Consider the following 20647-nt stretch of genomic DNA (forward strand, 5'->3'; position numbering starts at 1 on the left):
TGGAATGAAAAATCGAATGTTCAAACACTTTCATCGCTGGCTAGTTGACCGTCCTTTTAAAAAAGGAACAGTCATTTGTGAGCGCTATGAAATCATAAATGTACTGGGAATGGGGAGCTATGGTATAACATATGTTGCTAGTGACATTGTGCAACAAAAAGAGGTAGTAATAAAGCAGCTCCGCAAAACGAAGCAGCGCACGCCTCAGGGGCTGAAGTCTTTTCATTATGAAGCAAAACTGCTGTCTCAACTAGATCATCCTCAAATTCCTTCGCTGTATGAAGCTGTTGAAATAGATGAAGGGTGTTTTCTAGTGATGGAGTTGATTCAAGGAAAAACGTTTGAAGATTTAATTTTTGAAGAGAAGCGCGTATATACAGAAGAAAAAGCGCTTGACATTTTACTTGATATTCTAAAAGTAGTTTCCGTTATTCATGAGCAAGGAATCGTTCACCGTGATCTTCGTATTCCAAACATTATTGATGTTAACGGGACCATCTATGTTATTGACTTTGGTCTTGCAAGATTTTTGGGAGCTCATGAAGAAACAAGCAGCCTTATAGAAGAACAGCAGTTTATGAGACAAACATCGGTTGCAAGCGATATCTATGCGCTTGGTCATTTTCTTTTATTTTTATTGTATTCTGGTTATGAGCCGACGGATAAACAAGAAAAAAGCTGGGAACAAGAGCTAAGCTTGTCGGCGCCCATTAAAACCATCATTCAAAAAATGCTGAGAGCAGATGAAGCGTATGAAAGTATTAAAAGTTTACAAAAAGACATTTATGACTATATAAATAGTAAGAACTCGGGGAGGGAAAAGCATGGCGCTATTTAATAAAGCGTTAGCCCGCATTGGAATTGGTGCAGCGCGAGTGGATGCTAAGCTTGTCAATGATGAATTTCGTGCTGGTGAAACGATTGAAGGGATTGTTGAAGTGTACGGCGGAAATGTTGAGCAGAAAATTGACAGCATCTATCTGCGTCTATTCACAACCTATGTAAAAGAAAGAGACGATAAAAAATACAAGCAGGACATTGAACTTAATACGTTTAAGATTAACGACCCGTTTACGATCCAACCATCTGAAACCAAGTCTATTCCTTTTACCTTTCAGCTGCCTGATGATACGCCTGTTACATTAGGGAGAACCCGAGTGTGGGTGGCGACGAGCCTCGATATTAAAGATGCGGTTGATCCGTCGGATATTGATCATGTAAAAGTGCTCCCTAACCTTATGGTAACAAGCACAATTGAAGCGATGGAACAGCTTGGCTTTCGCTTGCGCCAAGTCGAGTGCGAAGAAGCTCCTCGCAGGATGAGAAAAAGACTTCCTTTTGTTCAAGAATTTGAATTTGTTCCAAGCGGTGGAGTGTACGCTGGGAAAGTAGATGAAATTGAAATCATCGTGCAGCCGAGCGGCTTACATGACTACGATTTATTTATAGAAGTAGATCGACGAGCCAGAGGGTTTGGGGGGTTTTTATCTGAAATGCTGGATGCAGATGAGTCGCTCGTTCATGTTCATGTTTCTGAAAAAGAAATTCCTCAGTTAAAAAATAGATTAACCAATATTATTTCACGCTATAGCTAACGTGCATAGCTCTCCTTTATTTTTCGTATATTAAAGACAGTAAAAAGAAAGGAGAGAGGTATATGCCGCAATCAAAACAAACGAAAAAAATAAATGCAAAAGAGGAATTTTCGGCTGAATTTGTCGTTCATCAAGCTCCCAAGCCGGAAGACTATATTCAGCCAAAACGTGTGAATAAGTAAAGCATGTAGCACGCTACATGCTTTTTCTTTTAATAGGTTGGAGGAAATAAAAAATGGTAAATCGCACTACAAAATATTCTCTATTTATTGTATCGCTTTTAGCTTTCTTTTTACTCATTTTATTTACGTTTAATACACCTTGGGTGAAACAGCTTGACTTTAATGTACTTCATACCATTGAAGGATGGAGGACGGATACGTTAACACCCATCATCATATTTATAACAACTGTAGGATCTTGGTATGTCACTGCGCCAATATGGTTTGCCATTATAGTATTTCTTCTTTATAAACGAAAAGGATTGCTCGCTTTATATATCACGCTTGTTTTTTGGGGAGTTCGCGCTTTAAATTGGGGATTGAAGGAGATTTTTGCAAGACCAAGACCTGATTGGAGTCAAGTCGTTCCCGCCTCTCACTATAGTTTTCCGAGCGGACATGCCATGAACTCAATGGCGTTTTACAGCGGAGTGCTTTTGTTAATATGGATGTATACAAGAAGCAGGGCTATTAAAACGGCAGCTGCATGCGTAATTGCTATTATTATTTTATTAATTGGATTTAGCCGTTTGTATTTAGGCGTACACTTTTTAACGGATATACTAGCAGGATATTGTGTAGGACTTGCTTGGTCATTAGGAGTCTACCTCCTTTCTAAGCGCCTATATAACCAAAAATAGGAGCAATGGTTACATTTTTTTCGTTAATATTTCATTTTGTTTAAGTAGGTCTATTGATTCATCCATTCAAAAACAACTAATGATAAAATGGGAAACAAATATTTTATGTACATGTTTAATAAGGAGAAACTAGTAATTTCGACAAAAAACGTTTTGATTCGATAAAGGATTTTCGGATTTTATCACTAATTATATAAGAATACATGACGTAAAAGAGTAAATACTTGCTTTTGGGTGGAGGGAAGAATGTTGAGTGTGTGGACCACAATAAAAAAACAATTTAATATTAGCACAGAATATGATGTAACCATTATGCAAACAGAAGAAAAAGGCGAAAAGCGCGGATATAAGCCTGTCCATCGTCTAACGATTACAGCATTCGATCATCAAGACGCTGCAACACAAGTATTTCAGATGTTTAATATTGCTGATAATTTGCCAAAAGATTGTGATGCGAGATTTATTAGCACAGGCGATATTTTGTTAATTGATGAAGGTACTCGAGGGAAGTATTACTACAAGCTATGGACAGACGGATGGCAAAAAGTGAATCGCCTGCATGTACGTTAAACATAAGGTAAAAGCGACCTATCTGGCCGCTTTTTATTTATATGTTGACTCTTAGTAATCACGAGTATGATGACCAGGGCCATTTTTTCGGTTTGTTGCTGAATATTCATCTCCATGGGCTTCATGTTCTGCTATAATTGCTTCTTTTGGAATGTGATTATTCTTTTTAGGCGAATTAATTCGGTTGCGATGTTTTTTCCCCATACATATCACCTCAGCTAAAGTTAGTAAATCCCTTGCGCTATTAGCGTACCCTTATATAAAAAGACATACTACGCCATTTTTTGGGCAGTATGTCTTTTTATTTTTGACGCATAATGTTAGAAGTAAATAGACATGCAAGGGATACAATATGGTATAGTGAAAGCGTAAGATTTTTTACATATAGGAGGTACGAAATGAGCGTACATATTGGGGCAAAACAAGGTGATATTGCAGAAACAATTTTACTTCCAGGTGATCCACTTCGTGCAAAATACATTGCAGAAACGTTTTTAGAAGATGTAACTTGCTATAACGAAGTGCGCGGTATGCTTGGATTTACAGGAACATATAAAGGAAAGCGCGTTTCTGTTCAAGGAACGGGAATGGGTGTACCATCGATTGCTATTTATGTAAATGAACTAATGAATGAATATGGTGTTCAAAACCTAATTCGCGTGGGTACATGCGGAGCAATCCAAAAAGATGTAAAAGTACGTGACGTTATTTTAGCCATGTCTTCGTCAAGTGATTCACAAATGAACCGCGTTAAATTTGGTCCTATTGACTACGCACCGACAGCTAACTTTGATTTATTAAAGCGCGCTTACGATGCAGGTGTTGAAAAAGGCCTTCAGTTAAAAGTAGGAAGTGTATTTACATCTGATCAATTTTACAATGAAGACGGCCAGCTAGAAAAATTAGCAGCTCACGGCGTATTGGCAGTTGAAATGGAAACGACGGCTCTGTATACGCTAGCCGCTAAATACGGCCGTAATGCTTTGTCGGTTTTAACAGTAAGTGATCACATCTTCACTGGTGAAGAAACAACGTCAGAAGAACGTCAAACGACGTTCAACGATATGATTGTTGTTGCGCTTGAAGCAGCAATTAATGAATGAACATAATTTCATTTATTTGCTGAATGGAAGCGAAATGCTGCCGCGTAACAAATAAAAAGACGAGAAGCAATCAAGCTTCTCGTCTTTTTATTTGTGAAAATTAATTGTTTCCAAATAGGAAATTGTATGGTACGATTTGATACGTTAAAAACGGCCTTGATTTTCGTGAAAGTCGAAAATCGTATAAAAAATTCATAAGAGGTGATAAACCATCATGATGGCAAGTATTAAACAGCAGTGGTTTTCAAATGTTCGAGCAGACATTTTGTCAGGGATGACAGTTGCTCTTGCGCTTATTCCAGAAGCCCTTGCTTTTTCCATTATCGCCGGTGTCAATCCTATGGTGGGTCTGTATGCATCTTTTTGTATGGCAATTGTGATTGCTTTTACAGGTGGAAGACCAGCTATGATTTCAGCTGCAACAGGAGCAATGTCTTTATTGATGATTAACTTAGTCAAAGATCACGGCATTGAGTATTTATTTGCAGCTACTGTTTTAACCGGAATTATTCAAATTTTACTTGGTGTTTTGAAAGTAGGAAGGTTTTTATCATTTCTTCCTCAAACAGTGATGATTGGCTTTGTAAATGCGCTCGGTATTTTGATTTTTACCGCACAGCTTCCGCATTTTGAAGGAGCAAATTGGATGATGTACGCAATGGTAGCCGGAACGCTGCTCATCGTCTACTTATTTCCGCTCATGACCAAGGCAATACCATCTCCGCTTGTTGCCATTGTCTTGATGACGATTGTAGCGATTGTCTTTCATTTAGATTTAAAAACGGTAGGAGATATGGGGAATATTACGCGTTCGCTGCCGGTTCTTCACTTTCCAAAGGTTGATTTATCAGTGGAGACACTGGTCATCATTTTACCTTATTCGCTTCCTTTAGCGATTGTAGGTCTACTTGAATCTATGCTAACGGCAACGGTGCTGGACGAAATTACAGATACGCCTTCGAATAAAAATAAAGAAGCGCGCGGTCAAGGCATCGCTAATATTGTAACAGGTTTCTTTGGAGGAATGGCTGGCTGTGCCATGATTGGACAATCTATGATTAATGTAAAATCAGGGGGACGTGGAAGGTTATCTACCTTAGTCGCCGGAGTCTTTTTATTGTTCTTAATTATGGTGCTTGGCGATGTTGTTAAACAAATTCCAATGGCTGCTCTTGTAGGCGTTATGTTTATGGTAGCTGCCGGTACATTTGATTGGCAGTCCCTTAAAGACTTAACGAAATATCCGCTATCGGATGCCATTGTAATGGTTGTTACGGTGGTTATCGTATTGTTTACACATAACTTAGCATTAGGAGTAATGGTAGGTATTGTTTTAAGTACGATTGTATTTGGCTGGAAGATGGCTAAAATCAAAACAACTTCACAAACAGAAGGTAATACGAAGCAATACAGAGTTTCAGGACAATTATTTTTTGCTACCATCAGTTTCTTTATGGATGAATTTCAGTATGAAACAGACCCAGATACCATCATTATTGATTTTAGTTCTTCTCATATATGGGATCAATCGGCCGTGATTGGCATCTCGAAAATTATCGATAAGTACGAGCGATTGAATAAAAAGGTTATTGTAAAAGGATTAAATGAAGAGAGTAAAAAAATCGTTAGGCAGATTGGCTTAACGTCGCTGTCGAACAAGTAAAAAAGGTGTGCAGTAGCACACCTTTTTTACTTGTTTCGTTTTAGTAGCTGTATGAGCCAGGTGGAAAAAGAAGTTGTAGATGAGGGTGCGGATGTCTGTTTTAACAAAATAGCATAGGCTTTGCGCCGATATTGGTAATCAAGCATGCATATCTACTCCTTTCAAAACAGTTTTTGAAAGCGTTTTCTTTATTGTAGCATGCTTAATAGGGAGATAAAAGAAAAAAGAGAGACCATTGTCTCTCTTTAATCATTTCCAAACATATAGCGTTTGTGATGCCATGAGATTCCAAACATCAGACCCATTGCAAACATGTTCCCCATCAGTGAACTACCTCCATATGAAATAAAAGGAAGTGGAATTCCGGTAATAGGCAAGACTTGAATGGTCATACCGATATTTTGAAATACGTGGAACGTAAGCATTGAAATAACGCCTACACATAAGTAAGAATTGAATTCATTTTTTGTTTCAAGCCCTAGCTTGATCAAGTAATAAACGAGTACGAAGAAAAGACTAATAACAATGCTGGCGCCTATAAAGCCAAACTCTTCTCCAATAACCGCAAAAATAAAGTCGGTCTGTCCTTCTGGCAAATAGACAACTCCATTTCCGATCCCTTTACCGTTTACCATTCCTGACCCAATCGCATCTAACGATTTCTTTAAATGATAGCCCTCTCCCGAACTATACGACTCAGGATCAAGCCAAGAATAAATACGTCCAAATTGGTATTGCTTAACCCCTAGATACTTTTCTAATAAGTTAGGTGCATAAACAACAAGTCCCAAAATAACAGAACCAACCGCTGTAATACCTAAAAACGCAGGCGCGATGATTTTCCAGCTTACGCCTGAAACAAATACAAGTCCAACTGTGATTGCTAAGAACACAAGAGCGGTACCTAAGTCAGGCTGCTGCATGATTAACAATAAAGGTAAAGCAAGTACAGCGCCTAGTTTACCAAGCAGTAAAAAGTCTTCTCTTACTGTTCGGATACGATATTTTTCATTGTGTTTAACAATGACCGTACTCAGTGTGATAATCAAAAACACTTTCATAAACTCTGATGGCTGCAACGAGAAGCCGGGAAGTGTGAACCAACTTTTTGCCCCGTTAATTTCTCTGGCAATACTTGAAGGAGCCACTAGTAAAAGAAGCAATAAAAAGTTCCCAAATCCATAAAAAACCCACGTTAGCTTTTGAAGCTGATCGGAGTCAAAACGCATGACAAATCCTATAATCACCATTCCAATAATATAAAAAACAACTTGTTGCGCTACGAAGTTCTTATCATACTGCCCAATTTTTTCAGCACTATGGATTGCCACAACGCTTACGCAAAACAATAGGAAGATTAGGAAAGCCAAGTTCCAGTCAAATCTACTAACATTTCTTTGATTTTCACCCATATTATTCACCTGTCACTATTAAATCTCATTCTTTCTTTATGATAAAAGAAAAATGCTGGTTTTTAATGCAAAGTCGATTAATGAAGAGTCGCACTAACCCCGCTTTGCAGTTTTTGCTTTGAATATAGACTTGCTAAAAGTAAGAAAAGATATGTCGCAAGCTGCGTTACCATACAGCCTTTTATTATACATGAATTATTCTATAACATAAATAGGAGAAATGATAACAATTTCTTTTTTCTAAAAACTCTATTTGTAAGGATTTATTCAATTCATCTTCTTTATCTCCTTAAAGGTTAATATGAAAACATATTATAGGAATTTATCTTTTTTTGCACGTGAAAAGATAAAGAAACATGTATATATATAACGAAAGAAAGGGGCAAATAGTTTCATATGAACGACTGAAAAATTCTAAACTGCAAGGACTAAATCTAGCAAGCTATACATATGAATAATAGTAAAGGTAAGAGAAAGTGTTCTACACTATCTTTTTCTACATGCAGACATTCAACTTCTTAGCTCCCTACAAGTAAACAGTCATAGTCTACTTTCTTACTGATGAACGTATGGAAGGCATAGGGTAGATTACCGAATAAGAGACACAGGATATTAGGAAAATAATAGATAGAGATTAATAGAATCATAACGTAGAGAGGTGTGTTTATGATTATAGGGGCAAGTTTGACAGCATTTTTATTATTATGGTGGACAATTTTTTATAGCGGGCGCTACCATCATTATGTTTCAGAGCCTGTTGGCAAAAGAATTTCCCTTCACGTAGGAATACATGTTACCTTAGTGGTTGGAGTGAATGCATGTCTCTGGCTTGAGCAGCCGCTGCTTTTTTCTAGCATTTTAGCAGGGTGTGCAGGACTAGGAGCCGGATGGTTTGTGGGGATTCCTTTTTCGGTAAAAAGTATTTTAAGCGGAATAATGGGGGGCATAGGAACCGGTGTTAGTTTTTATATCTCTATGAGTATGTGGATAGATCAATTTAACTCGCTGTCTTTTTTATTGATAGGAACGAGCGTTATTTTTAGCGGAAGCTCGTTATTTCAAGTGTTAAAATCGATTCCGTCATTTGAAAAGGTACTGGTGAAAAGGTGGGTTCAACATCCTTTTCTGATAGCGCCTATTTTGATTACCGTATTTTGGCTGTATAATTTTATTGAAAAATATTTTCCGCAAGCAGATCCAACACGCAAGTAGTTTCCGTGTTGGATTTATTATTTCTTCGGGTAAGCCTCCTTTAAGCTCACCAAGTTTGACATCGTTCCATTAGTCTATAGAAGGTAAAAGTAGACATTCACCTATCTTCATTATGATGCATATTGTAACGTAGCAAGCATTATAAAGGGGGAGTGCGTATGTATCCATATCAATACGATCCACGTTTTCAAAATTTGTTTCCACCTGGAGGAGGCCAAGGCTTTCCATCGTTTCCACCTGGAGGAGGAGGTCAGGGCTTTCCGCCGCCGCCACCTGGAGGAGGAGGTCAAGGCTTTCCACCGCCACCACCTGGAGGAGGGGGCCAAGGGTTTCCGCCGCAGGGAGGGGCGCAGCCACCTTCAAGTCCGCCGCCAGCTTTTACACCTACACCAAAGCTAGGTTCAGGAGGTCCATCGCTTTATGCTGTTGATCCAGGCGCTATTTCAGGATGCTTATACCGATACACCTATATATGGCCGAGAAATGGTCGACCTTACTGGTTTTACCCAACCTTTGTAGGCAGACGCTCAGTTGCAGGATATCGCTGGACAGGATCTTTCTGGGTGTATGCAGGGGTAGATGTAAATCAAATTCGAGAATTTCAATGTATATAAAACTCCGCTTGCGGAGTTTTTTTGTGCGAAAAGGTTGACGCATAAAAAATGGCGTTATATAATAAATCTCGAATTAAAGATAATTTGTTTAGTAATATCTCGAACTGATGATAATAGACACTTTTTAGGAGATGACATTTATGGCAAATGTATTATATGTAAAAGTAAATCCGCAGGTTGATGAAGCATCATTTTCAACTCGTTTAGCACAGGTTTTCTTAGATGAGTATAAAACAGCAAACCCGACTGATACAGTGACAACGCTTGATCTGTATAAAGAAACAGTTCCATTCATCGATGGAGATGTTTTAGCAGCATGGGGAAAAGCTGGAGCTGGTGAAGAATTATCAGCTGTTGAGTTAGAAAAAGTAACGCGTATGGGTGAATTAGTAGAGCAGTTTTTACAAGCTGACAAAGTTATTTTCTCAGCTCCAATGTGGAACTTAAGTTTCCCTCCACTAATGAAAGCATATATTGATAACATTTTAATTGCAGGAAAAACGTTTAAATATACTGAAAATGGTCCAGTAGGATTAGCTTCAGATAAAAAGGTAGTATTACTAGAAGCTCGTGGAGGCGTGTATTCAGAAGGCCCTGCGGCAGAGCTAGAATTTACTCAAAGCTATTTACGTACAGTAATGGGATTCATTGGTGTTCAAGATTTCCAACTGGTTGTTGCAGAAGGCATGGCTTACACGCCAGCAGAAGCAGACAATATTCTAGCAAAAGCATCTGAAAAAGCAAAAGAAGTTGCGTCAACGTTCTAATCTCAAGAGGCTGGGACAAAAGGATTTTAGACGAAGTGAAAAACGAACCACTGATCAAGATGTTTGATTAGTGGTTCGTTTTTTTTTGTTACGGTGAACGTAGGTTTCATGTTTGTAAGTCTTTCTAGCAGTTGATGGGAGGGCAAGCCGAAGACTCCTGCGGGAAAAGCGGAATAGGTGAGACCCCACAGGAGCGTATGCGACGAGGAGGCTCAGCATCCGCCCGCGGAAAGCGAAGTCTTGCACGGAAATCAACTGCGGTGTCAAAAGCGGTTCGGCTCATGTATACGAGTTATTCGTCTTTAGATTGGATTCATTTGTTTATGTCTTAACCTCTTTTTTAGGGTTAAAATTCAATATCCACCCTTCAGAAGATGTAGAAAGGGTTACATAAAGTGCAGCATAGGGAACGTGCTTCTTATAAAAGCGCTTATACATTTTTATTTACAAGATAAAAAAAGCATGGTTAAATAATGACCATGTTAATGTACCATCAGGATAGGGGAAGTTTTTCTGCAGAATCATTGGGGTATGCTACAAGTACAATCTAAAAAAGGGTGATTGAGATGTTTAAAAAATTATTTGGTAATAAGACAAAATCAAAAGAAACAACCGTTCTAGCTCCGCTTTCAGGTAATATCCTGCCAATCAGCGAAGTGCCAGATCCAGTGTTCGCACAGAAGATGATGGGAGACGGTTTTGCAATCGAACCTTCAGAAGGACAAGTTGTTTCACCCGTTGCTGGGGAAGTCGTTCAGCTTTTTCATACAAAACATGCGGTAGGCTTAAAAACAGAAGCCGGTACAGAAGTATTAATACATATCGGCCTTGAAACAGTGGCAATGGAAGGCGAAGGATTCGAAGCTCACGTAACACAAGGTGACAAAGTAAGTGTAGGAACACCTCTTATTACATTTGATTTAGCGCTTATTCAAGAAAAAGCGAAAAGCATTATCACACCAATTGTTGTTACAAATAGTGATGCAAGTGAAAGTTTCGAAATTTTGGCTCAAGGGACGGTTCAAAAAGGCGAAACTGCTTGTGCAAAAGTAACGATGAAGTAATAAGCAAGGCCTTTTCCTTTAAGAAAGGAGAGCGCATTTGAAGATTTTAAAAGTGTTAAATAACAACGCCGTTGTCTTTAAGGAAGGCGGAGTTGAAAAGATTGCGATGGGTCCCGGCATCGCTTTTCAAAAAGGTAAAAATGATCTTATTAATGCTGCAAAAGTGGAGAAAGTCTTTGTCATGAAAGAAGAACAGGAAAAGTTTCAAGAACTATTAAAAAATCTTCCTGAAGAGCATATTCAAGTGGCGGAAGAAATCATTTCGTATGCTGAGCAGCAGCTTTCTGCTACGCTAAGTCATCATGTGCATATTGCTTTGAGCGATCATTTATCCTTTGCTGTCGAAAGGATAGCCCGCGGAATTTCCATCCAAAATAAATTGCTTAATGAAATTAAATCACTCTATCAGCCTGAGTATGCAATAGGAGTGTGGGCTCTTCAGCATATCAAAAAGAGGTTAGACATCACGATGCCGATTGATGAAGCGGGATATATTGCGCTTCATATTCATACGGCGAAACTGAATTCACCAGGAATGCAGCAGCTCATGATGAATACAACGATTATTAATGAAATGGTTACGATTATAAAAAAAGAGCTGAATATGGAGATTGATGAAAACAGCATGTCCTATCAGCGTCTGCTGACTCACTTGCGCTTTGCGTTAAATCGTTTAGCGCAAAATGAACCTTTTCATGAGATGGATGAAGAGATGCTCGACGTATTAAAAGTCAAATATAAAAAATCGTATCAGTGTGCTGAAACGATAAAGCAATTTGTCAAAGAGGAGTACGACATTAATTTTCCAGAAGCGGAGTTAGGCTACATCACGCTTCACATTTGCCGAATAGAGCAAAGAATATAGAAAAAAGCATTGACGAATATTGTTGCATTGAGTACAATGAAAGCGTATTAATTGAATAATCGGGATTGTGACTGGTAAAGCAGGCAAGACCTAGAATGCGCATAAAGGACAAGTGTGTCTTTTATAAGCGTGTTTTAGGTCTTGCTTTTTTTATGACATACAACAAGGAGGAAGTAAGATGGACGTAAAAGAAATTGCTAAAAAGCTTGTTCCGCTTTTGGGAGGAAAAGAAAATATTGCTAGTGCCCAGCACTGTGCTACGCGTTTGCGCCTCGTTATTCGAGATGAAAGCAAAATCGATCAAAAAGGTTTGGATGAAATAGAGGATGTAAAAGGGGCTTTTTCAAATTCAGGACAGTTTCAAATCATTTTTGGAACCGGTCTCGTTAATAAAATCCACGCTGCTTTTGTTAAAGAATTAGGCGCTGAAGAGGCTGCTGCCCCAGTAGATCACCAAGAAGAAATGAAGAAGAAGATGAACCCATTTGCCCGTTTTGCCCGCATGCTTTCCAATATTTTTGTTCCGATTATTCCAGCCATTGTAGCAAGCGGTTTATTAATGGGATTGCTCGGTATGATGAAAGCGTTCCACTGGGTCTCAGAAGATAGTGCGTTATTTGTTTTATTGGACATGTTCTCAGGCGCAGCATTTATCATTTTACCGATTTTAATCGGGTTTTCAGCTGCAAAAGAATTTGGTTCAAACCCTTATCTTGGAGCGGTTATCGGAGGGATTTTGACGCATCCGATGTTATTAAATCCATGGACATTAGCAGATGCTAAGCCAGAATATATGGATTTGTTTGGCTTAAGTATTCCGCTGATTGGCTATCAAGGTACGGTCGTTCCAATTTTATTAGCTATTTACGTGATGAGTAAAATTGAAAAGGGCCTGCGGAAAATTGTGCCGAATTCGGTTGATTTACTTGTTACGCCTTTTTTAACTGTTATTATCACGGGCTTTGTGTCACTTGTGTTTATTGGTCCTTTCGGCCGCTATATTGGAGATTTAATTTCCATTAGCCTTCAGTCTCTATACGATGTAGCCGGAGTGTTTGCAGGAATTTTGTTTGGTGGCTTATATTCAACCATTGTATTAACAGGCCTGCAGCATAGTTTTCATGCTATTGAAGCAGGGCTGCTTGCTAACCCGAAGATTGGTGTTAACTTCTTACTTCCTATTTGGGCCTGCGCGAATGTAGCGCAAGGAGGAGCAGGGCTGGCTGTTTACTTTAAGACGAAAAATGCCAAAACGAAAAAAATTGCGATTCCGGCGGCTATTTCTTCTTTCTTAGGAATTACAGAACCGATTATCTTTGGCGTCAATTTACGGCTTCGCAAGCCATTTATTGCTGCGGCTATAGGCGGGGCAGCCGGGGGAGGCTACGTTGTACTTATGCACGTAGTAGCCAATGCATACGGACTCACAGGTATTCCAATGATGGCAATCGCCGCACCGCTTGGTATGAGCAATTTAATTCACTATATCATCGGTATGATTATTTCTGTGGGTGTAGCATTCGGCGTTACGTGGTTCATGAAACTAAAAGAAGACTGAGAACCAGCGCTAAGCATACGAGAATAGAGAATGGTATTAGATTTGCTCATCATATTTTATGGTGAGCAAATTTTGTGTCGTAAATATGAAACTTTTTAAAAAGTAATACGTAGAACAGTCAAAGAGATAAGTTGATGTTGTGTAACAGGAACGTAAATGCTACACTACATATATTGGATTGTACTATTATAGTCAGAAAGAGAGCTGGCACATGGAATTTTATCACGATCTTTTTCTATATGCGCCGTATTTATCTGCTTTCGTTTTATACATCCTTTGTTATTATATGCTTCGTGAAGCTAGGTTTACGGCTTTTCATGCGGAACCTGTCACTGACCATGTGAATGCAGGGATCGATCCTTCAGTATTAACGATATGGAAAAGACGAAATGTATTTATACATGTGTATAGAAAAACACCAGTTAAAGAGAAGAATAATGATGAAGAAGATCCTTTCCTTCTGAAAAACACTTCATACATTTAGTCATTATTAGGAGGAAAGAATATGAAAAGAAATAAAAAATTATTATTGCTTGGTTTAATGGGAGCGCTTCTTTTAGCTCTAGCCGGCTGTAGCAGTACAAAAACACCGGTTACGGCTACAAGTGGCGGATTCTGGGATCATTATTTTGTTTACCCTTTATCTATGGCATTAACGAAAATTGCTGAGTGGGCAGGCGGAAGCTATGGTCTGTCTATTATTATTGCGACGGTTATCATTCGTTTAGTTCTATTGCCACTTATTTTAAAACAGCAAAAGAGCACGATGGCTATGCAAGCACTTCGTCCAGAGATGGAAAAGATTCAAAAGAAATATGCTGGTAAAAAAGATCCGGAAACACAGCAAAAGCAGCAAAAAGAAATGATGCAGCTTTACCAAACGCATAAAATTAATCCGGTTGGCGGATGTTTGCCAATCTTTATTCAAATGCCTATTATTATCGCATTTTATAATGCCATTGCACGAACGCATGAAATTGCGCAGCATTCATTCTTATGGGTAAGTTTAGGAAAGCCAGATCCTTACTTCATTTTACCGGTAGTTGCAGCGATTACGACATTCTTACAAATTCGTGTAAGTATGACGGATGAAATTCAACCTCCAATGAAAATGATGATGAACATTATGCCAATCTTCATCTTAGTAGCGGGAATTTCACTTCCATCTGCTCTTGCACTATATTGGGTAATTGGTAACTTATTCGGAATTGGACAAGGTTACTACTTGAAAAAACGTATGAGTTTATTAAAAGAAAAAGATGCGGCCAATAATGCAGCACAAGCTAAAACAAAGCCATCACCAAAATCTAAGTCAAAATCATAATATACAAAAAGCGCAGCTATCCGCTGCGCTTTTTTATTTTTTCAAAAATGTGATGAGATGAGGAGATTTGTGTAACGCTATAAAAAAAGACAGGAGTGAACATGGTGAAAAAAATAGCGTTATGTCTGCTTTTTCTTATGTTGTTCCCTATGCAAATAAATGCTGCCAATACAGTGAAGGTCAGTTTTATACGGCAAGGAAACCTATGGGTATATGATAACGGTACCGAAAGGCAGTTATCCTATGCCCGTCATGCCTCTATGCCTCAATGGTCATCACATGGAGATATAGTTGCGTATGCAGAAAATGATTCTTTAATGATTGCACCGTTAAAAGGAAAACCGCTGCTTGTTGAACATGATGTGACTCATTATCAATGGTCACCGGTTGCCGAGGAGCTTGCGTATATTTCGAATGGAATCTTAGTATATTACAACGTTAAAACGCATGAAAAGAAGCGTGTAGCCATAGGAGTTGATCAGTTTTCATGGTTTCCGGAAGGAGATCGATTTTTAATTACGTCAGCTGCTGCGCTGGCGCCCACGGGATGGGGACCGGTAAAGCTATATACAGTGAGCAAATATGCAGGGTTAGATGTGAAAAAAGTAGAGGCTTTTACGACGCTGCCAGCAGAAAATGATTCATTTTTTGCGTATACAACAAGCAGCTTTAAATGGTCTCCTAACGGTCAATGGATTAGTTTTATCGCTATTCCAACGGCTTCGATGTCTGCAGATGCAAATAAGCTGTGCATCATTACAAAAGAAGGAAAAGCTTTTCAAGTGGTGGGAGATATGCTTAATGTACCCAATTGGTTTAAGTGGAGTAATGAAGAGCAAGTACTGGCATTTATTAATGGAGAAGGAAGATTTGCCACCGAAAATAAAAAGTTCACTTTAAAAGAGATGCCCGTTTTTAAAGAACATGTGTTTACGCCAAAAGGCTTCGCAGATTGGGATTTCACTTGGACAGAAAAAGATAACATCATCATTTCACGTGTGCCCGAAGCAGGGTGGTCGAATGATGAAAAAAAGAGGCCGCTGCCTTTTTTATATAGCATGAATGTAAAGACAAATAAGCAAAGTCAGTTCACATTTCCGCAAAAAGGCTTAGGCGATTACGCGCCTGTTTATCATAAAGCAACGAATCAAACGATGTGGATTCGTACAAATCGAAAACAAGCAAATCTTTTAACGCGCATAAAAGATACGAAAAATGACAAGGTACTTATTTCAGATTTAGACCTGCCGGGAAATTATTATGAGCTGTATCGGTGGAATGAAGTATTTAGCGTGTACAGTCCTTAATAGCTAATTAAAACATAAGAAACTAAGGTGAAAAGATGAATATACGATTGTTGGCAAAAGAAGACGCTGACGTGTACTTTGAACTCCGTCTTCGTGCTTTAAAAGATCATCCCGAAAGTTTTATTTTAAGTTATGAAGAAGAATATGAAAAAGAAATTGCTGATATCAGAAATTATTTCCCAAGCAGCCAATCAGAATTTGTAGTAGGAGCTTTTATGGAAAGCCAGCTTGTAGGGATTGTAGGGTTTCAGCAGCAAAAGCCTTTAAAAGTTCAGCATAAAGGAGATATTTGGGGCATGTACGTAGCCCCTGAAGCAAGGGGGAAAGGTCTTGGGAAGAAGCTGTTAAAAGCCGCTGTTGAACAAGCTTTTTCCAAAGCGAATGTTTTGCAAATCTACCTAGCTGTCGCTGCTAAAAATGAAGGGGCAAAAGCCCTATACAAAAGCCTCGGTTTTACTTCTTATGCGTATGAAAAAAGAGCTCTTCAAGTAGATGGTGAATTTATTGATGAAGAGCATATGGTATTGTCTATAAAAAGCCTTTGATCATATCAAAGGCTTTTTTGTACGGGAAAAATTTAGCTGAAACGTATAGAGATGGAAGCACATTCCCCATAAATATGCTATGATTTAACATATAGGATTATGGAGAGGCGAGGCAGCGGATGGAAAAACTGATTGAATTAAAAAATGTTGCAAAAGTATACAAAAAACATACCGTATTAGAAAACATTCATACGACCCTTTATAAAGGAGAGACTGTTGCGATTGTTGGAAAAAATGGGGCGGGAAAAAGTACGTTTTTAAAGCTAATTGGCGGATTATCTAAACCGACTAAAGGAACAATTCACCTTGATAAAGAAACCGGTACGCCTGGATTTGTGGTAGAGCAATTTCCTCAGGAGCTGCGTTTTACCCTAGCAGGTTATTTGCAGCACATGGGACGAATTCAAGGATTGTCTAAGAAAAAGCGCAGCTCTAGAATTGAAGAGCTGCTCGAAACTTTCGAAATGGTAGAGTTTAGACATGAAGAAATCGTTTCTTTTTCAAAAGGAATGAAGCAAAAAGTCAACATGATGCAAGCACTGCTGAGTTCTTCTAAGCTGCTATTGCTTGATGAACCTCTATCAGGATTAGATGCGCGTGCTCAGCTAGAAGTAGAACGAATTTTTACAAAGCTAAAAGAACGAGGGATGACCATTGTATTTACGTGTCATGAAGAAAGGCTCATACATGCTGTAGCGGATCGTGTTATCACCATTGGGTCACAGCGCATTTTAAAAAATGAGCGCGTTCAACTCATTGAGCATTTAACGGTTATTGAGGCAAATGTGATTCTTAATAAGCCACTTCGTTTATTAAAAGAAAAGTGCACGAAAATTGAACAGCACGGAAACTACTGGATTTTTTATATAGATAAAAAATATGTAAACGAGTTTCTTGCAGAATTACTTGCTGTTCAAGGTGAAGTTGTAAAGCTATATCATATGGAAAGGGAAGAAATTTAAGATGGGTGCATTGATTCGCTATCATTTTATTACATATATTAAATCGTATCGATATATTCCGCCGCTTGCACTTTATATTATTTCGCTGTGTATGAACTATACATATAGACCGAACCCGGTGCTTGATAGCTTTTTTAATACGGCGCTTTTCCTCTTTTTTCTAACCACTTGGTTTACAATGTCGCTGTTTCACGCGGAAGATTCCAGTCAAGAAGTTATTACAAAACTTCACGTAGGGAAAAAGAATAAGTACTTTACGAGCAAACTTATTAGCTGTGTTCTGCTGTTTACATTTTTATCAGCGGTTTCAATTGCCTATCCCGTGCTGCTTGATATGTTTGAAGTGGATATATCCACTAAGCAAATGGTGTTTGGGTTTATTATTCACTGGACGTTTAGTTTGCTTGGTATGAGCATAGGTCTTGTTTTTACAAGAGATGTTGTAAGAGAAGGCAGCTTATCGTGGTTTGGACCTCTGTTTATTTTAATCATTACGCTTGCAGCGGCAGGCGTTTCATTTCCGTATCAAGGAGGCGGACTGCTGCTGTATGTACTGCCGCCCGTATCTGCAATCATTCAATTTATTAACGAAGGATTAAATAAATTTTTGGTGTTTGGCTGGGCTTTGCTTTATGCCATAGCATTAATTAGCCTGTACTTGTGGCGAGCGAATAGAAGAGATGTATAAAGAATAAACACTTGCCGCGGCAAGTGTTTATTTTTTATGAAGCACGTTATAAAGACGATCCGGGTAATTAGTAAACATGCCGGTTACGCCCCACTCGATAAGTGTTCTCATTTGTTTTTCATCATTTACTGTATACGGGTGGACGTCTAAATCATACGAGCGAGCTTTTTGTACATATGGTTTTGTCAGCGTGCTTGCGTTAGGACCGATGCCGTTCGCGTATGTTTTAATTTGTCTGAACTGCTGATCTGTTAACATATTGGTTTGCTTGGAACGAATCAGTTGAATTAGTTTCATAGTAGGTCGGTATCGATGGACGGTTTTTAAGCTTTCAGGACTAAATGATTGTACAATGACGTGATTGGTATGAATGTTGTACTTAGCCATCAGCGTTAACAATTCTTTTTCCATACCTGGATATTCATGAGGAGATTTTGTTTCAATATAATAGTTTGTTCGATTGCCAAACTTACGGAATATTTCTTCTAAAGTTGGAATGACGGCTTTTTTAGGACCTTTTCCTGCGTTCAAACGCTGAAGCTGCTTCACTGTATACTGTTTTACATATCCTGTTCCATTTGTCGTGCGGTCAACTTTGTAGTCATGAATGGCTACAAGCTGCTGATCTTTAGACATGTGAAGATCAAGTTCAATGTAATCCGCTTTTTGCTGGACGGCCGTGAGATAAGATTGCATCGTATGCTCTGGCTCATATCCTGATGCGCCTCGATGAGCAATAATGGCTACTTTTTCTGCTTGAGTAGAAGCTGCCTGCGTATGTATAAACATAAAAATACCGCATAAACAAAAAGTGAGTGAGCTTACAAACCACCATTTTCGTCTCATATCAAAACTCCTTTTTATTGAGGGGTCGTGCATTAGTTTACCAGCGAGATGTTGTGTTCATATTAAGGCTGTGTAAATATTTAAATAAAACGAACCAGTGTGTAATTAAAAGTAATAAAGGCCGATGTTTAGTGAGAAACATCGGCTGTTTTTTCCGGGCGGAGGCTTGTATAAATAACGAGTCTGCGCTCATGAGTTTTCTGTTTATGATCAAATGTTCCCGTACAGGTGATTAAATTAAGCTGGTGTTGAAAAGTTGGACCGAAAATCTCTCTGATAGGAGCAGACTCTCGGGGGTAAGAAGCTTTATTGGTAACAACAAAGGCCAGCTGCTGACCTTGCTGATCGGTTACAAAAATTTCATCTCCTTTTGTGAGCTTGTCGAGATGATAGAAGATAGCGGGTCCTTTTTGGTCATCAACATGTCCTGCAATGACCGCATTTCCTTCCTCTCCGGGTCTTGCTCCAAGCTTAAACCATGCTACATCATGACCATTATCAGGAACGCTCATTTCACCTTGATTAGTAAGGCCCATTCCTTTTATAAAAGCCTTGATATGAAGCTTCGGAATAATAAGCTGAGATGGAAGAGGTGTAGAAGCGGTCCCTGAAGATTTCAAGGATTGAGCCGATTTTGTTTCAGCCATCTTCACAACAAAATCCGTCGAGCTATTTGCAAATGCTGATTGGGCAAACCAGCTGCTCATGAATAGTATAAAAGAAAAGGTGAAAACCCCTCCTATCCATTTCATTCGCTTTCGTATCCTCTGTGACGACGAACAACAAATATAGCGACCGCTCCAATTCCCAATAAAGTAAGAACAGGCACAATTGAATTATAATTATCCTCTGAAGCACCGCCCATACCGGTTTTTGGCATTTCGGAAGGCATAGCGGTATTATCTTTTAATAACAGCGTTTCAAGGCTGTCGGCTTTGTTAATAGCGAGCACCGTGTAGACCGTGTTGGCTTCTAAATTAAGATTTGGAATTTCCAGTATTTTTTTATTGTCTTGACTAGTTGCGATGGTTAAATCATAAGTTCCGGCATCTACTTCAGAATAATTTGTCATTTGTTTAAAAGCAGTGTCTTTAAACAAAGTAGGGCCGTGATTAATACCTACATTAACAGCGGGAGCATCTGGAGAAAAGTGAGCAATTCGGATTTTACTCTTTCCTTTAGCTACGTTCATATCATCTTGAGCTACTTTTAATTCTAAGTGTGCAACTTGGTTAATAGCAGCAAGGGTATAGGCTTTGTTTGCTTCGAAGGTTACATTAGTTGAAATGACAGGTTTTTCTTTTCCTTTTGTACCTATAGCATATACCTCTACTTTATGAGACCCCGCAGGTACCTTAAGGTAATCTGTCACATCTTTAAACGATGCGCCGACTACGATGCTTTGATTGTCCACATATATATCTACTTCAGGTGCATCAGGTGATGCATGCACAACTCGTATCATTGCCTCCTGCACAGCTGCAGAAGTGAAATTATCTGAAAAAGCTAGCAATAAAACTGCGAGTAAAGAAGCAGCAATAATCTTTACACGGTTCATAACGTTTTACTCTCCTTTTAATCTAAGTTTGTCCTGTTAATCCCGTATGAAAAGTGGTCGGGGTGCATTCACTTTTGAACGTACTCGGGCATTTATTCACTTGTTATCATCTACAATTTTATCCAATATATG

General features: G+C 38.8%; 23 protein-coding genes. 18 read left to right on the plus strand and 5 right to left on the minus strand.

All coding sequences use genetic code 11. The features are described from left to right. Positions 1-4 precede the first annotated feature (4 nt). From ACRPLQ_RS02470 to ACRPLQ_RS02485, 4 genes are all read left to right on the plus strand, one after another. On the plus strand, positions 5-838 hold the full coding sequence (locus tag ACRPLQ_RS02470) for a serine/threonine protein kinase (RefSeq protein ID WP_047749946.1): 834 nt from the start codon (positions 5-7) through the stop codon (positions 836-838). After that, a complete protein-coding gene (locus tag ACRPLQ_RS02475) occupies positions 825-1595 on the plus strand; it encodes a sporulation protein (protein ID WP_028415111.1) in 771 nt (256 codons plus the stop codon). Before ACRPLQ_RS02470 ends, ACRPLQ_RS02475 begins: the two co-directional genes overlap by 14 nt. 235 nt (positions 1596-1830) lie before the next feature. Beyond that, positions 1831-2457 (plus strand): phosphatase PAP2 family protein, encoded by a 627-nt coding sequence (locus tag ACRPLQ_RS02480; protein ID WP_028415110.1) that lies wholly within the window; start codon positions 1831-1833, stop codon positions 2455-2457. 246 nt (positions 2458-2703) lie between these two features. After that, positions 2704-3027: a hypothetical protein gene (locus ACRPLQ_RS02485; RefSeq protein WP_013058713.1), complete on the plus strand. Its 324-nt coding sequence runs from the start codon at positions 2704-2706 to the stop codon at positions 3025-3027. Positions 3028-3078: 51 nt separating this feature from the next. Here the strand turns inward: ACRPLQ_RS02485 and ACRPLQ_RS02490 are convergent, their stop codons facing one another. Further along, on the minus strand, positions 3079-3231 hold the full coding sequence (locus ACRPLQ_RS02490) for a hypothetical protein (RefSeq protein WP_013058712.1): 153 nt from the start codon (positions 3229-3231) through the stop codon (positions 3079-3081). Positions 3232-3425: 194 nt separating this feature from the next. Between ACRPLQ_RS02490 and deoD the strand changes: the two genes are divergently transcribed. Continuing rightward, positions 3426-4130 carry a purine-nucleoside phosphorylase gene (gene deoD, locus ACRPLQ_RS02495; RefSeq protein WP_013058711.1) on the plus strand — a complete coding sequence of 235 codons (705 nt, stop codon included), beginning with the start codon at positions 3426-3428 and terminating at the stop codon, positions 4128-4130. 214 nt (positions 4131-4344) lie between these two features. Next, a complete protein-coding gene (locus ACRPLQ_RS02500; RefSeq protein WP_323873958.1) occupies positions 4345-5793 on the plus strand; it encodes a SulP family inorganic anion transporter in 1449 nt (482 codons plus the stop codon). 245 nt (positions 5794-6038) lie between these two features. Here ACRPLQ_RS02500 and ACRPLQ_RS02505 read toward each other — a convergent pair whose 3' ends face one another. Beyond that, the gene (locus ACRPLQ_RS02505) at positions 6039-7205 is read right to left on the minus strand and encodes an FtsW/RodA/SpoVE family cell cycle protein (RefSeq protein ID WP_014458560.1); all 1167 of its coding nucleotides are present in this window, start codon (positions 7203-7205) and stop codon (positions 6039-6041) included. Between the two features lie 666 nt (positions 7206-7871). On the opposite strand from ACRPLQ_RS02505, the gene ACRPLQ_RS02510 reads away from it, so the two are divergent. The 12 genes from ACRPLQ_RS02510 to ACRPLQ_RS02565 all read left to right on the plus strand — a co-directional run bounded on the left by ACRPLQ_RS02510 (position 7872) and on the right by ACRPLQ_RS02565 (position 18111). Next, complete coding sequence (locus ACRPLQ_RS02510) at positions 7872-8417, plus strand: hypothetical protein (RefSeq protein ID WP_047749948.1); 546 nt, start codon at positions 7872-7874, stop codon at positions 8415-8417. Between the two features lie 158 nt (positions 8418-8575). After that, a complete protein-coding gene (locus ACRPLQ_RS02515) occupies positions 8576-9031 on the plus strand; it encodes a transporter (RefSeq protein WP_116739483.1) in 456 nt (151 codons plus the stop codon). Positions 9032-9171: 140 nt separating this feature from the next. After that, a complete protein-coding gene (locus tag ACRPLQ_RS02520; protein WP_014458563.1) occupies positions 9172-9798 on the plus strand; it encodes an FMN-dependent NADH-azoreductase in 627 nt (208 codons plus the stop codon). Positions 9799-9932: 134 nt separating this feature from the next. Beyond that, positions 9933-10130, plus strand: a complete 198-nt coding sequence (locus ACRPLQ_RS02525; protein WP_372452798.1) for a hypothetical protein — start codon at positions 9933-9935, stop codon at positions 10128-10130. 234 nt (positions 10131-10364) lie between these two features. Next, positions 10365-10862: a PTS sugar transporter subunit IIA gene (locus tag ACRPLQ_RS02530; RefSeq protein ID WP_098999610.1), complete on the plus strand. Its 498-nt coding sequence runs from the start codon at positions 10365-10367 to the stop codon at positions 10860-10862. A 37-nt stretch (positions 10863-10899) separates the two neighbouring features. After that, positions 10900-11727, plus strand: coding sequence for a PRD domain-containing protein (locus tag ACRPLQ_RS02535; RefSeq protein WP_028415104.1), 828 nt, complete (start codon positions 10900-10902; stop codon positions 11725-11727). Between the two features lie 178 nt (positions 11728-11905). Beyond that, on the plus strand, positions 11906-13285 hold the full coding sequence (locus ACRPLQ_RS02540) for a sucrose-specific PTS transporter subunit IIBC (RefSeq protein ID WP_028415103.1): 1380 nt from the start codon (positions 11906-11908) through the stop codon (positions 13283-13285). A gap of 505 nt (positions 13286-13790) precedes the next feature. Further along, on the plus strand, positions 13791-14609 hold the full coding sequence (gene yidC / locus ACRPLQ_RS02545) for a membrane protein insertase YidC (RefSeq protein WP_014458568.1): 819 nt from the start codon (positions 13791-13793) through the stop codon (positions 14607-14609). A 101-nt stretch (positions 14610-14710) separates the two neighbouring features. Beyond that, positions 14711-15916: a TolB family protein gene (locus ACRPLQ_RS02550; protein WP_224980521.1), complete on the plus strand. Its 1206-nt coding sequence runs from the start codon at positions 14711-14713 to the stop codon at positions 15914-15916. A 35-nt stretch (positions 15917-15951) separates the two neighbouring features. Beyond that, positions 15952-16461 carry a GNAT family N-acetyltransferase gene (locus ACRPLQ_RS02555; protein WP_098999613.1) on the plus strand — a complete coding sequence of 170 codons (510 nt, stop codon included), beginning with the start codon at positions 15952-15954 and terminating at the stop codon, positions 16459-16461. Positions 16462-16580: 119 nt separating this feature from the next. Beyond that, positions 16581-17423, plus strand: a complete 843-nt coding sequence (locus tag ACRPLQ_RS02560) for an ATP-binding cassette domain-containing protein (protein WP_033579865.1) — start codon at positions 16581-16583, stop codon at positions 17421-17423. Position 17424: 1 nt separating this feature from the next. Beyond that, entirely contained in the window at positions 17425-18111 is a 687-nt protein-coding gene (locus tag ACRPLQ_RS02565; RefSeq protein ID WP_028415100.1) for a hypothetical protein, read from the plus strand. A gap of 27 nt (positions 18112-18138) precedes the next feature. On the opposite strand, the gene ACRPLQ_RS02570 is transcribed toward ACRPLQ_RS02565, so the two are convergent. The 3 genes from ACRPLQ_RS02570 to ACRPLQ_RS02580 all read right to left on the minus strand — a co-directional run bounded on the left by ACRPLQ_RS02570 (position 18139) and on the right by ACRPLQ_RS02580 (position 20515). Continuing rightward, a complete protein-coding gene (locus ACRPLQ_RS02570) occupies positions 18139-18957 on the minus strand; it encodes a glycerophosphodiester phosphodiesterase family protein (protein WP_155010511.1) in 819 nt (272 codons plus the stop codon). 128 nt (positions 18958-19085) lie between these two features. After that, positions 19086-19709 carry a class F sortase gene (locus ACRPLQ_RS02575; protein WP_028415098.1) on the minus strand — a complete coding sequence of 208 codons (624 nt, stop codon included), beginning with the start codon at positions 19707-19709 and terminating at the stop codon, positions 19086-19088. Beyond that, positions 19706-20515: a DUF4397 domain-containing protein gene (locus tag ACRPLQ_RS02580; RefSeq protein WP_432235656.1), complete on the minus strand. Its 810-nt coding sequence runs from the start codon at positions 20513-20515 to the stop codon at positions 19706-19708. Before ACRPLQ_RS02580 ends, ACRPLQ_RS02575 begins: the two co-directional genes overlap by 4 nt. Positions 20516-20647: the final 132 nt, after the last annotated feature.

The organism is Priestia sp. TRN 1309 (assembly GCF_050846875.1).
Lineage (GTDB): Bacteria > Bacillota > Bacilli > Bacillales > Bacillaceae_H > Priestia > Priestia zanthoxyli.